General features: G+C 60.4%; 13 protein-coding genes. 10 read left to right on the top strand and 3 right to left on the bottom strand.

Annotated elements, in window-relative coordinates; all coding sequences use genetic code 11:
• Positions 1-265 precede the first annotated feature (265 nt).
• Positions 266-1,195: a cupin gene (locus J3A71_RS13655; protein ID WP_042111954.1), complete on the top strand. Its 930-nt coding sequence runs from the start codon at positions 266-268 to the stop codon at positions 1,193-1,195.
• Positions 1,196-1,211: 16 nt separating this feature from the next.
• Here J3A71_RS13655 and J3A71_RS13650 read toward each other — a convergent pair whose 3' ends face one another.
• Positions 1,212-2,117: a LysR family transcriptional regulator gene (locus J3A71_RS13650; RefSeq protein ID WP_004577342.1), complete on the bottom strand. Its 906-nt coding sequence runs from the start codon at positions 2,115-2,117 to the stop codon at positions 1,212-1,214.
• 43 nt (positions 2,118-2,160) lie between these two features.
• Positions 2,161-3,066, bottom strand: a complete 906-nt coding sequence (locus J3A71_RS13645; RefSeq protein ID WP_004577341.1) for a LysR family transcriptional regulator — start codon at positions 3,064-3,066, stop codon at positions 2,161-2,163.
• A gap of 112 nt (positions 3,067-3,178) precedes the next feature.
• Between J3A71_RS13645 and gcl the strand changes: the two genes are divergently transcribed.
• The 5 genes from gcl to pyk all read left to right on the top strand — a co-directional run bounded on the left by gcl (position 3,179) and on the right by pyk (position 9,572).
• Positions 3,179-4,954, top strand: a complete 1,776-nt coding sequence (gcl, locus tag J3A71_RS13640; RefSeq protein WP_004577340.1) for a glyoxylate carboligase — start codon at positions 3,179-3,181, stop codon at positions 4,952-4,954.
• Between the two features lie 13 nt (positions 4,955-4,967).
• A complete protein-coding gene (gene hyi / locus J3A71_RS13635; RefSeq protein ID WP_012314193.1) occupies positions 4,968-5,738 on the top strand; it encodes a hydroxypyruvate isomerase in 771 nt (256 codons plus the stop codon).
• A gap of 76 nt (positions 5,739-5,814) precedes the next feature.
• A complete protein-coding gene (locus tag J3A71_RS13630) occupies positions 5,815-6,699 on the top strand; it encodes a 2-hydroxy-3-oxopropionate reductase (RefSeq protein ID WP_004577338.1) in 885 nt (294 codons plus the stop codon).
• A 181-nt stretch (positions 6,700-6,880) separates the two neighbouring features.
• Positions 6,881-8,161, top strand: a complete 1,281-nt coding sequence (locus tag J3A71_RS13625) for a glycerate kinase (RefSeq protein WP_004577337.1) — start codon at positions 6,881-6,883, stop codon at positions 8,159-8,161.
• A complete protein-coding gene (pyk, locus tag J3A71_RS13620; RefSeq protein WP_004577336.1) occupies positions 8,151-9,572 on the top strand; it encodes a pyruvate kinase in 1,422 nt (473 codons plus the stop codon). The genes J3A71_RS13625 and pyk overlap by 11 nt, the downstream gene beginning before the upstream one ends.
• 48 nt (positions 9,573-9,620) lie before the next feature.
• Here the strand turns inward: pyk and glcC are convergent, their stop codons facing one another.
• Positions 9,621-10,400, bottom strand: coding sequence for a transcriptional regulator GlcC (glcC, locus tag J3A71_RS13615; protein ID WP_012314192.1), 780 nt, complete (start codon positions 10,398-10,400; stop codon positions 9,621-9,623).
• A gap of 259 nt (positions 10,401-10,659) precedes the next feature.
• Between glcC and glcD the strand changes: the two genes are divergently transcribed.
• The 4 genes from glcD to J3A71_RS13595 all read left to right on the top strand — a co-directional run bounded on the left by glcD (position 10,660) and on the right by J3A71_RS13595 (position 15,035).
• The gene (glcD, locus tag J3A71_RS13610; RefSeq protein ID WP_004577334.1) at positions 10,660-12,159 is read left to right on the top strand and encodes a glycolate oxidase subunit GlcD; all 1,500 of its coding nucleotides are present in this window, start codon (positions 10,660-10,662) and stop codon (positions 12,157-12,159) included.
• Positions 12,159-13,211, top strand: coding sequence for a glycolate oxidase subunit GlcE (gene glcE / locus J3A71_RS13605; RefSeq protein ID WP_012314191.1), 1,053 nt, complete (start codon positions 12,159-12,161; stop codon positions 13,209-13,211). Before glcD ends, glcE begins: the two co-directional genes overlap by 1 nt.
• Positions 13,212-13,220: 9 nt before the next feature.
• Entirely contained in the window at positions 13,221-14,438 is a 1,218-nt protein-coding gene (gene glcF / locus J3A71_RS13600) for a glycolate oxidase subunit GlcF (protein ID WP_012314190.1), read from the top strand.
• 198 nt (positions 14,439-14,636) lie between these two features.
• Positions 14,637-15,035: a heme-binding protein gene (locus J3A71_RS13595; RefSeq protein WP_004577331.1), complete on the top strand. Its 399-nt coding sequence runs from the start codon at positions 14,637-14,639 to the stop codon at positions 15,033-15,035.
• The last annotated feature ends 22 nt before the right edge of the window (positions 15,036-15,057 follow it).

The raw sequence follows: 15,057 nt of genomic DNA, 5'->3' as shown, positions 1-15,057 counted from the left end.
GGTTCCGGGGGCTGACAAAGGCATACGGCGCTATAGCTGTTTTTGAATCCTTCGCCATCGAGCAAGAGCACGGCCTCGTCTGCATACGAAGGTGCCGTCCAATATGTGGGGGTGTCATTATCCAATGATGGTAAGGCTGTTCACATCCCCTACTGGCACAACACCTATGCTCTTTGGGGGCTTAATCCTCCTCCCCCACGTTTGTACAGTGACCTCGCACCACCGCTTTCATCGTTTATCAAGAGGTCATACCGTGAACAAACCCCTGAACGAGCAGATCATCTCAGCACGTCCGAGCTACTTAGCCGAAGCCGAATTCTTCGAGTACAGCAAAGCTGCCAATCCCATTGGCGCGAAGCTGATCTCTCGGGTGCCGTACCATACGTTTCCGGCGTCCCTATGTCAGGAGGGCGAGTCTCGAGTCATACCACTGGACTTAAGCCAAGCACTGGGTTGCGAAGGACCTGCCACGGGGCCGGGGCTGTGCGCTAACTTCGTACGAGTACTTGCTGGCGACAGCTTGCGTCTAGCTCCTAACGCCACCTCGCAAGTGCTCTACGTCATCGAGGGTGAGGGTCGGTTGACCTATGACAAATCCACCTTCGAGTGGCATAAAGGCTGCTTCGTTGCGCTGCCGGCCATGCATGCGAGCATCCTTCAGGCGTCTAGCGACAGCCGATTCTACTATGTGCACGACGAACCGCTGCTTCGTTACCTGGGCGCCACACGCAGTGAGGACCGTTTTGCACCGACGCTGTATGCCAGCGAGGTCGCCAACGCCCACTTGCGCCAAGCCGCCGCCGACCCGCGGGCCAAGGACCGCAGCCGAGTCAGCATTCTGCTCGGTAATCGTAACTTCCCGCAAACTCGCACCGTCACCCACGTGCTTTGGGCGATGTATGGCCTGGTCCCGGCTGGTGCCGTGCAGAAACCCCACCGACACCAGTCCCTCGCGCTGGACTTTATCGTCGACTGCCCGCCAGGTTGCTACAGTCTGGTCGGTACACAACTCGACGAAGCCGGTGAAATCGTTAACCCGACTCGGGTCGACTGGACCCCAGGCCTGGCTTTCGTCACCCCGCCCGGTTACTGGCATGCCCACTACAATACTTCCGATCGTGAGGCGCTGCTGATCCCGATCCAGGACGCAGGGCTGCAGACCTGGTTGCGCGCCTTAGATATCCGTTTCAGTTGAGTACTGTGGCCGGCACTCAAAGACGCCAGTATGGAGCCTCGCCAATGCGTTGCACCATGAAGTCGATGAAGCTGCGCACCTTAGAGGAAACGATCCGTTTCGGCGGATAGATAAACCACAGCGAGGTACCTACCTCTCCAGGCTGGCACTGCCATGCTGATAACCAGCGCACCAACGTGCCTTGGCGGATCGCCGTAGCGACCAGCCAAGCCGGCAGCAGGACGGGGCCCTGCCCCGCCTGCGCGGCGACTAGCTGAGCCTCAAGGTCGTTGGTTCGCAACGTAACCGTGTGACTTTGCCGGACTGTCTCGCCAGCGTGGCTCCAATACAGGTCCAGACGTTGGCTGGACGCAATGAAGCCTTGATCCGCCAGGGCCTCTGGATGCTCTGGTCCGCTCGGCTCATGCCACAATGAGGGCGCGGCGCACAGCACCCACTGCTCGTCAGCAATCTTCCTGGCTTTAAGCGAGGAGTCCGGCAAGCAACCGAGACGTATTGCTAAATCGGCTCCGGCGTCGATGAGATTGACCTGACTCTCCTCACAGGTGAGATCGACTTGGATTTGTGGAAATCGCGCCCTGAACTCGCTCAGCGCCGGCACGATGTGGTGCCGGGCAAACGCCGGTGGTGCGTTAAGTTGGAGCACGCCACGGGGCTCGTCATTCAACGAAGAGGCTGCGGCGCGCGCGACTTCCAGTTCATCCAGCACGCGCTGAGCATGTACCAGGAATGTTCTCCCGCCCTCTGTCAGCCTCAGCGCGCGGGTTGAGCGATTAAACAAAGCAATACCCAGGTCCGTCTCTAAGTCTCTTACGTACCGAGAAATAGTTGAGGCCTTCACCTCCAGTCGTTCTGCCGCCCGTGAGAAGTTGCTCTGCCGCGCCGCCTCGACGAAGGCATTCAAAGCACTGAAATAATCCAAACCGCGACCTCTATAGCATCCATAGGGTGCATCGCTGCCCCTATCACTGTTCCCAATATCCGGGGCTCTGGTACACCAGCTTCAGGTACTCAATAAAATGCCGCACCTTGGCTGGCAAGAAGCGCTGCTGTGGATACACCGCTTGGATATCGTAGTCATCGAGGGCAAAGTCATCCAGAACCGTGACCAGTTCGCCGCTTAGCAACTCCTTCTGAATCTCCCACGTCGAGCGCCAGCCGATCCCCAAGCCTTGGCGCATCCATGAGAACAGCAGTTCGCCATCGTTACACGCGAGACTGCCGCTGACCCGCATCGCTACCTGTCGGCCATTCCGCTGGAATACCCAGCCCCGTTGCTGGCCGCCCTGCAAAGTAAATGCCAAGCAATTGTGGTCGGCCAGGTCCTCCAGGGTGGTCGGACGGCCATTCCGGGCAAAGTATTCAGGGGTGCCACAAACTACCCGACGATTGCTGAACAACTTGACCGCTACATAGTTCGGGTCGGTTACCCCGCCAATGCGGATGCTCATGTCGTAGCCCTCGCTAACCAGATCGACGAGGCTGTCGGTGAGGTTGAACGAGAGCTTCAAGTTGGGAAACTCTTGGTGAAACCCCAATGCGTGCGGGGCAACGTGAACTCTGCCAAAAGAAGCGGGCGCCGAAACCATCAGGTTGCCTTTGACCATAGAGCCGCAGCCACTGATATCGGCCTCCATGTCGTCAAAATCACGCAGCAGTAACCTAGCGCGCTCCAGCAATTGCTCCCCAAGTTCGGTCAGGCGCAAACCCCGAGTCGATCGGTGCATCAGTTTAACGCCCAAGCGTTTCTCCAACGCATCTAGTCGCCTACCGAGTATTGCCGGGGTCACGCCTTCGCTCAGCGCGGCAGAAGCGAAGCTGCCCTTCTGGGCAACCTGAACGAAGCTATGTAGCTCTGTGTACCGTGCCATTCGATACCTTTCATATCGACAGAAAACATTTTTCAGGTGTTCTAACGCACGCAAGCCTAATACAGACTGACCTCCACTACAAAAATTATCGACCCGTGCGAAGGAGTACACAATGGCCAAAATGAGAGCAATCGAGGCCGCCGTTCTGGTGCTGCGCCGTGAAGGTATCGATACCGCATTCGGTATCCCCGGAGCCGCAATCAATCCGTTCTACGCTGCCTTGAAAAAAATTGGTGGAATCGACCATGTATTGGCCCGCCATGTCGAGGGTGCCTCGCACATGGCCGAGGGCTACACCCGTACCCACGCAGGTAATATCGGCCTGTGCATCGGCACATCCGGCCCGGCTGGCACCGACATGGTCACTGGCCTGTACAGCGCCTCGGCAGATTCCATTCCGATTCTCTGCATCACAGGGCAAGCCCCTCGAGCTCGACTGCACAAGGAAGACTTCCAGGCCGTCGACATCACCAGCATTGTCAAACCGGTGACCAAGTGGGCCACTACTGTGCTGGAGCCAGGTCAGGTGCCCTATGCCTTCCAGAAAGCTTTTTACGAAATGCGCAGCGGCCGGCCCGGTCCAGTACTGATCGACCTGCCATTTGACGTGCAGATGGCCGAGATCGAGTTTGACATCGACGCCTACGAGCCGCTACCGGTGCACAAGCCCCAAGCCAGTCGCGTTCAGGCCGAGAAGGCTCTTGCCATGCTCAATGCCGCTGAGCGCCCGCTGATCGTCGCCGGTGGCGGTATCATCAACGCCGACGCCAGTGACAAGCTGGTGGCCTTCGCCGAACTGACCGGCGTGCCGGTAATCCCTACCCTGATGGGCTGGGGAACCCTGCCCGATGACCACCCGTTGATGGCGGGCATGTGTGGCCTGCAGACCTCGCACCGCTACGGCAACGCTACCCTGCTCGAGTCGGATCTGGTGTTCGGCATCGGCAATCGCTGGGCCAACCGCCATACTGGCTCTGTCGACGTCTACACCGAAGGCCGCACGTTTGTGCACGTGGACATCGAGCCGACCCAGATCGGTCGTGTGTTCACCCCGGACCTCGGCATCGTCTCCGACGCAGGCGCCGCCCTCGATGTATTCCTCGAGGTAGCTCGCGAGTGGCAGGCCGCTGGCAAGCTCAAGGACCGCAAAGCCTGGGCTGAAGCCTGCCGTGAACGCAAACGCACCCTGCAACGCAAGACCCACTTCGACGAAGTGCCGGTCAAGCCGCAACGGGTATACGAGGAAATGAATCGTTTCTTCGGCAAGGATACTTGCTACGTCAGTACCATCGGTCTGTCGCAGATTGCCGGCGCCCAGTTCCTGCACGTGTACAAGCCGCGTCACTGGATCAACTGCGGCCAGGCGGGGCCGTTGGGTTGGACCATCCCCGCTGCTCTCGGCGTAGTGAAAGCCGATCCAGAGCGCCAGGTCGTCGCGTTGTCTGGTGACTACGACTTCCAGTTCATGATCGAGGAACTGGCGGTGGGCGCACAGTTCAACCTGCCGTACATCCACGTGCTGGTGAATAACGCCTACCTCGGTCTGATTCGCCAAGCCCAGCGTGGCTTTGACATCGACTACTGCGTGCAGCTGTCGTTCGAAAACGTCAACGCGCCAGAACTGGGTAGCTACGGCGTGGACCACGTGACCGTGGTTGAGGGCTTAGGCTGCAAGGCCATCCGTGTATTCGACGCGAACCAGTTGCCCGCCGCCTTCGCCCAGGCCCGCGAACTGATGGAAACCTTCCGCGTACCGGTGGTGGTCGAGGTAATCCTGGAGCGCGTCACGAACATCGCCATGGGTACTGAGATCAACGCCATTAACGAATTTGAGGCGCTGGCTACCAGTCGAGCCGACGCCCCTACTTCCATCCTGCCACTGGACTGACCCGGAGCCGATCATGCCTCGTTTTGCCGCTAACCTGTCCATGCTGTTCACCGAGGTGGACTTCCTGGACCGTTTTAAAGCCGCCGCCCAGGCCGGATTCCGTGGTGTCGAGTACCTGTTCCCCTACGATTACCCCGTAGAGGAGATCCGCGCCCGCCTGGATGCCAACCAACTGCAACAGGTGCTCTTCAATCTGCCCGCTGGCGACTGGGCTAAGGGTGAGCGTGGTATCGCCTGCCTGCCGGAACGGGTCGAGGATTTCCGTGCCGGCGTCGACATTGCCATTGAATACGCCAAGGTGCTGGGTAACACCCAGGTTAACTGTCTGGCTGGCATCACGCCGCAGGGTGTAGACCCGTTCATGGTGCAAAACACCCTGCTCGACAACCTCGAGTACGCTGCCGACCGCCTCGAAGCGGTGGGCATCAAGCTGGTGATGGAGATGATCAATACCCGTGACATCCCCGGTTTCTACCTGAACACCACGAAGCAAGCGCTGGAGATTCGTGAACAGGTCGGCAGCCCAAACCTGTTCCTGCAGTACGACATCTACCACATGCAGATCATGGAAGGGGACCTGGCACGCACGATGGCAGCCAACCTCGCTGCGATCAACCACATCCAGTTGGCCGACAATCCTGGGCGCAACGAGCCCGGCACTGGCGAGATCAATTATGCGTTCCTGTTCGAACACCTGGACCGCATTGGCTACCAAGGCTGGGTGGGCGCGGAATACAAACCACTGACAACAACCAAAGCGGGGCTCGGCTGGCTCAAGGCCTGATCGAGACCAAAGCCCCCATACAGTTCCGTGACACGTAACTGTATGGGGTCAACAAATAGAAAAGAGGCAATTTCTCATGGCTAAAATCGGTTTCATCGGCACTGGTATCATGGGCAAGCCCATGGCCCAAAACCTGCAAAAAGCAGGTCATGAACTGTTCGTTTCTACCCACCATGACCCGGTGCCCGCCGACCTCATCGCCACACCACTGCCCAGCCCAAAAGCGGTGGCCGAAGCAGTTGAGTTCATCATCGTCATGGTGCCCGACACCCCTCACGTTGAGGATGTTCTGTTTCGTCAAAACGGTGTAATCGAGGGCGTGGGCGAAGGCAAGGTGGTGATCGACATGAGTTCGATCTCACCAACCGCCACCAAGGTTTTCGCCGAGAAGGTCAAGGCCACCGGCGCTGCCTACCTCGACGCCCCAGTGTCCGGCGGCGAAGTCGGTGCCAAAGCCGCGACCCTGAGCATCATGGTCGGTGGCTGCCCGAACGCCTTCGAACGCGCTCTGCCGCTGTTCCAGGCCATGGGCAAGAACATCACCCGCGTCGGTGGTAACGGTGACGGCCAGACCGCCAAGGTCGCCAACCAGATCATCGTCGCCCTGAACATCCAGGCCGTCGCCGAAGCGCTGCTGTTCGCCGCCAAGAACGGCGCAGATCCTGCCAAGGTACGTGAAGCACTGATGGGCGGCTTCGCCTCCTCGAAGATCCTCGAAGTGCACGGCGAGCGCATGATCAAGGGCACCTTCGACCCAGGCTTCCGCATCAGCCTGCACCAGAAGGACCTGAACCTGGCCCTGCAAGGCGCCAAGGAACTGAACATCAACCTGCCCAACACTGCCAACGCGCAACAGGTGTTCAGCACCTGCGCGGCCATCGGTGGCAGCAACTGGGACCACTCCGCACTGATCAAAGGCCTTGAGCACATGGCCAACTTCTCGATCCGCGACGAGAAGTGATTCCCTAGCGACTACAGCGGTTTCTTCGCTGGAAGTTCGCAAAGCGTCCAGCACTGTCTGACTTGCGACCACGGGTCAGGCAGCGGCAATGAGCAATACCCGCCCTTGGTTCGGCCTGCACGGAGGCAGTTCCAGGGGCGTTTTCGATTCTGCAGAACAACAAGAATTTTGGGAGCCTGCCATGTCGGTCGATCCGCAAAAAATCCTTCGCAAGCTGTTCGATACAGCCATCAACGCCGCGCATCCCCGCCAGGTGCTCGAAGCCCATCTGCCCAGCGACCGCACCGGCCGCGTCATCGTCATCGGCGCTGGCAAAGCCGCCGCAGCCATGGCCGAAGTGGTCGAGCGCAGTTGGCAAGGCGACGTCTCGGGCCTGGTGGTCACCCGCTACGGCCACGGCGCCAACTGCTCGAAGATCGAGGTGGTCGAAGCCGCCCACCCGGTACCGGACGCCGCGGGCCTGGCCGTTGCCAAGCGCGTGCTGGAGATGGTCAGCAACCTCACCGAAGACGACCGTGTCATCTTCCTGCTTTCCGGCGGTGGCTCTGCCCTGCTGGCCCTGCCCGCCGAAGGCCTGACCCTGGCCGACAAGCAGCAGATCAACAAGGCGCTGCTCAAGTCCGGCGCCACCATCGGCGAGATGAACTGCGTGCGCAAGCACCTCTCGGCGATCAAGGGCGGCCGCCTGGCCAAGGCCTGCTGGCCGGCCACGGTCTACACCTATGCGATTTCCGATGTACCGGGCGACCTCGCCACGGTCATCGCCTCCGGCCCCACCGTGGCCGACCCGAGCACCAGCGCCGAAGCCCTGGCGATCATCAAGCGCTACAACATCGCCGCACCAAAAGCGGTGATCGACTGGCTGAACAACCCGGCTTCGGAAACCGTCAAGGAAAACGACCCGGCCCTGGCCCGCAGCCACTTCCAGTTGATCGCCAAGCCCCAGCAGTCGCTGGACGCCGCCGCCGTGATCGCCCGCAAGCACGGCTTCAGCCCGTTGATCCTTGGCGACCTGGAAGGCGAGTCGCGTGAAGTGGCCAAGGTGCACGCCGGCATCGCCCGGCAGATCCGCCTGCATGGCCAGCCGCTGGCCGCGCCCTGCGTGATCCTTTCCGGCGGCGAGACCACCGTGACCGTGCGCGGCAACGGCCGTGGCGGGCGCAACGCCGAGTTCCTGCTGAGCCTGACCGAAAGCCTCAAGGGCCTGCCGGGCGTCTACGCCCTGGCCGGTGACACCGACGGCATCGACGGTTCGGAAGAGAACGCCGGGGCGATCATGACCCCCGACAGCTACGCCCGCGCCCAGGCCCTGGGCCTGTCGGCCGCCGACGAGCTGGACAACAACAACGGCTACGGCTACTTCGCCGCGCTGGATGCGCTGATCGTCACCGAGCCGACCCGCACCAACGTCAACGATTTCCGCGCCATCCTGATCCTCGAGACTGCCCAACATGACGCCTGATAAAAAAGTAAAGATCCTTGCCACCCTGGGCCCTGCGATCAAGGGCATCGACGACGTACGCCAGTTGGTCGAGGCCGGGGTGAACATCTTCCGCCTCAACTTCAGCCACGGCGAGCACGCCGACCATGCGATGCGTTTCAAGTGGATCCGCGAAGTGGAAAGCCAACTGAACTACCCACTGGGCATCCTCATGGACCTGCAAGGTCCGAAACTGCGCGTTGGCCGCTTTGCCGAAGGCAAGGTCCATCTGCAACGTGGCCAGTCTCTACGCCTGGACTTGGATGGCACGCCGGGCGATGAGCGTCGAGTTAATCTGCCGCACCCTGAGATCATCGCCGCCCTGGAGCTGGGCATGGATCTGCTACTGGACGATGGCAAGTTGCGCCTGCGGGTGACCGCCAAGCACGCTGATGCTATCGACACCGAGGTGCTCAATGGTGGCGAGCTGTCCGACCGCAAGGGCGTGAACGTGCCGCAGGCGGTGCTCGACCTCTCTCCGCTCACCGAGAAAGACCGCCGCGACCTGACCTTCGGCCTGGAACTGGGCGTGGACTGGGTGGCGCTGTCGTTCGTGCAGCGCCCGCAGGACATCGTCGAGGCGCGCCAACTGATCGGCGACCGTGCCTTCCTCATGGCCAAGATCGAGAAACCGTCGGCCGTTACCCAACTGCGCGAGATCGCCGAACTGAGCGACGCGATCATGGTCGCCCGTGGTGACCTAGGTGTGGAAGTGCCGGCCGAAAGCGTGCCGCAGATCCAGAAGAGCATCATCACCATCTGCCGCCAGTTGGGCCGCCCGGTGGTTGTTGCGACCCAGATGCTCGAGTCCATGCGATTCTCCCCTGCCCCGACCCGCGCTGAGGTCACGGACGTAGCCAACGCCGTGGCCGAAGGTGCGGACGCGGTGATGTTGTCGGCCGAGACTGCCTCGGGTGACTACCCACTGGAAGCGGTGCAGATGATGAGTAAGATCATCCGCCAGGTTGAAGCGGGCCCGGATTACCAGGTGCAGTTAGACGTTGGACGGCCTCAGGCCGAGGCCACTGTCTCGGATGCGATCAGTTGTGCGATCCGCCGGATCAGCGGCATTCTGCCGGTGGCGGTGCTGGTGAATTATAGCGAATCAGGGGCGTCGACCCTGCGTGCCGCCCGTGAGCGCCCGAGAGCTCCTATCCTCAACCTGACACCAAATCTGAACACAGGTCGACGTCTGAGCGTCGCCTGGGGCGTCTATTCGGTCGTCAATCAACGGTTGCGGAAGGTCGAGGATGTTACGAGTACAGCACTCTCTCAAGTGCAATTGCTGGAAATGGCCAAGCCCGGCGACACGGTTGTCATAACCGCCGGTATGCCGTTTGGACGCCTTGGCAGCACCAACACGTTACGCATAGAACAAATTCCCATGAGCTAGGACCCTCAGGCCATAGTCCCGAGCACAGGCGCTTACAAGCGCCTGTTTTTATTTCCAACCTTCCAGGCGCATAGTCGCTCGAACCAGGCGTTGTTCTTCTTGCTCAATCTCTTGCAGGTTGTCACGGACGCTAGTGATGTGTTCTCGAGCAGCTCGTTGGGCCTGTTCGGGTAACTGCTCCATCACCGCATGGTAGAGCCGAGAGTGCTGGCGATCGATCTGCCGTTTCTGCGCTGGCCGACAGTAGAGATTATTGACGGAAGCAAACACCGTGCTGAGCGTCAAATCGCTGAGTGACTGCAAGGTGTGCACTAAGACCGGGTTATGCGAAGCCTCACTAATCGCTCTGTGGAAGGCATGGTCGCGCCGGGCGTGCTCACGTGGGTCATGGGATTCTGGATTCTCATGGGCGTCTACCATCTCGTCGTAGCGACGTTTGATCAGCACCCGATCAATATCAGTCGCACGTAGTGCGGCCAGTCTGGCCGACTCTGCTTCAAGAAGTGCTCGCACTTCCAGCAGGTCGAACAGCGTCCGCGGTTGTGAGCTAAAAAGGTGCATCAAAGGGGTCGCATTACCTGTCCTACTCAAATCTGCAACGAATGAACCCCGCCCTTGTTCGGTCTCAACAATGCCTCTGCCACGTAGCACTCGCAAACCTTCCCGTAATGCTGATCGCGAGCATCCCAGCTTCTCCACCAGACGTCGCTCAGAAGGCAATGCCTGGCCAACCTTGAGTACACCATCGACGATCAGCTTTTCGATACGTTCGGCCACTTGATCGGCGATCTGTACTTTTTCATGCTTCTGCGAAACCACGGTGTCCATTGCCACCTCTCAACTGGTAGGACCAGCTTCTTATTGTTATCTCGTTAGAGAAAGATTTTCACGCAAAAACCTCTCTACCACCACATTCATTTTAGCCATGCGGCAAAAAAGTGGTCCTACCAGTTGGCGTGCTCATCGACTCCCCGCGATAGAACGAGCAGCCTAATCTCGACTTCGGTCTGGTGAGCCAGCGTCGTATGGGTGATCCCCCCAGGCGCCCCGGCCACGCCAAAAAACAACAAAAATACAAGTGAGCCTTATGAATATTCTCTACGATGAGCGAGTCGACGGTGCCCTGCCGCGGGTCGACAAGGCTGCCCTGCTTTTTGAGCTACAAGAGTCCCTTCCAGATCTGGAAATCCTCCACAGCCAAGAAGATCTCCTTCCCTACGAGTGTGATGGTCTTTCCGCCTACCGTGTGGTTCCGCTGTTGGTGGTACTGCCTAAGCGGATCGAGCACGTCCAAGCCCTTTTAAAGATTTGTCATGCCCGTCAGGTCCCGGTGGTCGCACGCGGCGCTGGCACAGGTCTATCCGGAGGCGCCCTGCCACTGGAGCAAGGCATTCTGTTGGTAATGGCCCGCTTCAACCGAATCATTGAGGTCAATCCCGAAGGTCGTTACGCACGGGTTCAGCCCGGTGTTCGTAACCTGGCGATTTCTCAGGCGGCTGCGCCTCATGGGTTGTACTACGCACCTGATCCTTCCTCACAGATCGCTTGCTCAATCGGCGGCAACGTCGCCGAGAACGCAGGTGGCGTGCATTGTCTGAAGTACGGTTTAACCGTACACAACCTGCTCAAGGTTGAGATTCTCACCATCGAAGGCGAGTACATGACCTTGGGCAGCGATGCGCTAGACGCCCCAGGGTTTGACCTGTTGGCGCTGTTTACTGGTTCTGAAGGCATGTTGGGCATTGTCACTGAGGTGACTGTCAAACTGTTGCCCAAGCCCCAGGTCGCACGCGTTTTGCTGGCTAGCTTCGACTCGGTGGAAAAAGCCGGGCGCGCAGTTGGCGATATCATCGCCGCCGGCATCATCCCCGGGGGGCTGGAGATGATGGACAACCTGTCTATCCGCGCCACGGAGGACTTCATTCACGCCGGTTACCCCGTGGACGCTGCTGCCATCCTGTTGTGCGAGCTTGACGGCGTAGAGTCCGACGTGCAGGAGGACTGCGAATGCGTCGAGGCAGTGCTTCGGGCTGCGGGCGCGACCGACGTGCGTCTGGCCTGCGATGAAGCCGAGCGCGCGCGCTTCTGGGCCGGACGCAAGAACGCCTTCCCGGCGGTGGGGCGCATCTCTCCAGACTATTACTGCATGGACGGCACCATTCCACGCCGTGAGTTGCCGGGCGTGCTCAATGGCATCACGGAGCTTTCGGAACAATACGGTTTGCGTGTCGCCAACGTATTCCATGCCGGCGACGGCAATATGCATCCGCTGATTCTCTTCGATGCCAACCAGCCTGGTGAACTGGAACGTGCCGAGGCGTTGGGCGGGAAGATCCTCGAGCTGTGCGTGGCAGTCGGTGGCAGCATCACCGGTGAGCACGGTGTGGGCCGCGAGAAAATCAACCAGATGTGCGCGCAATTCAACAGCGATGAGCTGACCCTGTTCCACGCCGTCAAGCACGCCTTCGACCCGCAGGGCCTGCTCAACCCCGGCAAGAATATCCCTACCCTGCACCGCTGCGCCGAATTTGGCTCGATGCACGTGCACCACGGCAAGTTGCCCTTCCCTGAACTGGAGCGCTTCTGATGCGACACGATCACGACGCTAGCGCTGCCCTGCTGGAGCAGGTCAATCAGGCGCTCAACGAACGCACGCCTCTGCGCATTCAGGGCAGCAACAGCAAGAATATGCTTGGCTGTCCGGTCACGGGCGAGGTGCTTGATACCCGCAGCCACCGCGGGATTGTCAGCTATGACCCCACCGAGTTGGTACTAACCGCCCGCGCCGGTACGCCGTTGGTGGACATCGAGGCCGCGCTCGACGCCGCCGGCCAGATGCTGCCTTTCGAGCCACCGCATTTTGGCCCTGGAGCCACCCTCGGCGGCATGGTCGCCGCCGGACTTTCCGGCCCACGCCGCCCTTGGGCCGGCTCGGTACGGGACTATGTACTGGGCACCCGCGTTATCACCGGTCACGGCAAACTGCTGCGCTTCGGTGGTGAAGTAATGAAGAACGTCGCTGGCTACGATCTCTCGCGGCTGATGGCGGGTAGTTTCGGGTGCCTGGGGGTGTTGACCGAAGTGTCGCTGAAGGTGCTACCCAAGCCGCGCAAGTGCCAGAGCCTGCGCTTGGAAATGGACCTGCACCAGGCCTTGGGCGAGCTGGCCGAATGGGGCCAGCAACCGATACCGATCAGTGCAGCCTCCTACGACGGGCATGCCCTGCACCTGCGCCTGGAAGGCGGCGAAGGCTCGGTGGCCTCCGCGGTCGAGCGTCTGGGAGGTGAGGACCTCGATGGTAGTTATTGGACTGACCTGCGTGAGCAACGCCTGGGCTTCTTCGAGGCCCCTCAACCGCTGTGGCGCCTTTCGCTGCCACACAACAGCGCGCCGATCGAATTGCCGGGCAGGCAGTTGCTGGACTGGGGTGGCGCACAGCGCTGGTTGAAATCCGACGTCCCCGCAGAACTGATTCGCCAGGCGGTAGCCCGCATCGGCGGTCATGCGACTCTTTATAAATCAGATCCGGCGTCGTTCCATCCGCTGGTGGCACCGCTGCTGCGCTACCACCGCAATCTCAAGTTGCAACTCGATCCCCAGGGCATCTTCAACCCGGGCCGCCTGTACGCCGAAGTCTGAGAGTGCACCATGCAAACTAATCTGAGCGAACAAGCCAAAAGTCTTCCCCGTGCCGAGGAAGCCGAACGTATTCTGCGCTCCTGCGTGCATTGCGGGTTCTGCACGGCCACCTGCCCCACCTACCAACTGCTGGGCGATGAGTTGGATAGTCCGCGCGGACGCATTTACCTGATCAAACAGGTGCTCGAAGGACAGCCGGTCACGGCCAAGACCCAAGCTCACCTGGACCGCTGCCTGACCTGCCGCAACTGTGAAACCACCTGTCCGTCCGGAGTGCAATACCACAACCTGCTCGACATCGGCCGCGCCGTGGTTGAGCAACAGGTGCCTCGCCCGCTGGGCCAGCGGCTACTGCGTGAGGGCCTGCGTGCAGTGGTACCGCGTCCTGCACTGTTCAAGGCCTTGACCAGCACCGCCAAAGCCTTCCGTCCGTTGCTGCCGCAAACCCTGCAAGCCAAGCTACCGCGCCATCCGCACCCGGCCAAGCCTCGTCCTCAACTGTTGCATGCACGTCGTGTGCTAATGCTCGAAGGCTGCGTGCAACCTGCCCTCTCGCCCAACACAAATGCGGCGGCAGCACGTGTGCTTGACCGCTTGGGAATTTCTGTGACTGCGGCCCGCGAGGCCGGTTGCTGTGGTGCAGTGGACTACCACCTCAATGCTCAAGAAAAGGGCTTGGAACGCGCCCGGCGCAATATCGATGCCTGGTGGCCAGCTATCGAGGCAGGTGCCGAAGCCATCGTACAGACGGCCAGTGGCTGCGGCGCTTTTGTGCGCGACTACGGCCATCTGCTCGAAGACGACCCTGCATACGCCGAAAAGGCCGCGCGGGTCAGTACTCTGGCTCGTGACTTGGTCGAGGTGTTGCGCGACGAGCCATTGGAACGGCTGGGTATCCACGGCGATCGTCGCTTGGCCTTCCACTGCCCCTGCACTCTGCAACATGCACAAAAGCTCGGTGGCGCTGTTGAAGGTGTGCTTGAGCGACTGGGCTTCAGCCTAACCGCCGTGCCTGACAGTCACCTGTGTTGCGGTTCGGCAGGCACCTATTCGCTGACTCAGCCGGAACTGTCATTTCAACTGCGCGACAACAAGCTCAACGCCCTGGAAAGCGGCAATCCGGAAGTTATCGTCACCGCCAACATCGGCTGCCAGACCCACCTCGACGGCGCTGGACGCACACCTGTGCGCCATTGGATTGAACTGGTGGAAGAAGCACTCGTTTAGGTGACTCCGATGATCTCCCACGGCGCTACGTTCCGTCCGTGGGAGTTCCCGAAGTGCCATTCGATACCTTTTGTATCGGCAGAAAACGCTTTCCAAGTGTTCTGCCGCTAACAAGCCTCATCCAGACTGATAGCCACAGAAAACCTAGTGCCATGCAACGCATAGCAGTATGCAAGAAGCACTAGCCAGGAGAACACCATGCAACGCAAAGCTGTGCTCGAACAAGCCGAAGTCGCCCGCATCCTCGCTGCCGCACGCGAAGAGGCGCAGCGTAACCAGTGGGCGGTGTGTATCGCCGTAGTCGATGACGGCGGCCACCCGCTGGCCCTCGAGCGCCTCGATGGTTGCGCCCCCATCGCTGCTTACATCGCCACCGAAAAGGCTCGCAGCGCAGCGCTCGGCCGACGCGACACCAAGGGTTACGAGGAAATGGTCAACGGCGGGCGCACCGCGTTTGTCAGCGCACCGCTGCTGACATCGCTCGAAGGGGGCCTTCCGCTGCGGGTGGACGGGCAAGTGGTTGCTGCCGTGGGCGTTTCCGGAGTGAAGGCCGAACAGGATGCCCAAGTGGCTGCAGCCGGGATCGCTGCGCTCTGAGCGCGGCTTCAAGAACAGATGA

This window comes from Pseudomonas sp. PvP089, assembly GCF_017875165.1.
Taxonomy (GTDB): domain Bacteria; phylum Pseudomonadota; class Gammaproteobacteria; order Pseudomonadales; family Pseudomonadaceae; genus Aquipseudomonas; species Aquipseudomonas fortuita.
Note: the sequence above shows the minus strand (reverse complement) of the source record. Positions and strands in the feature narration are given on the sequence as shown.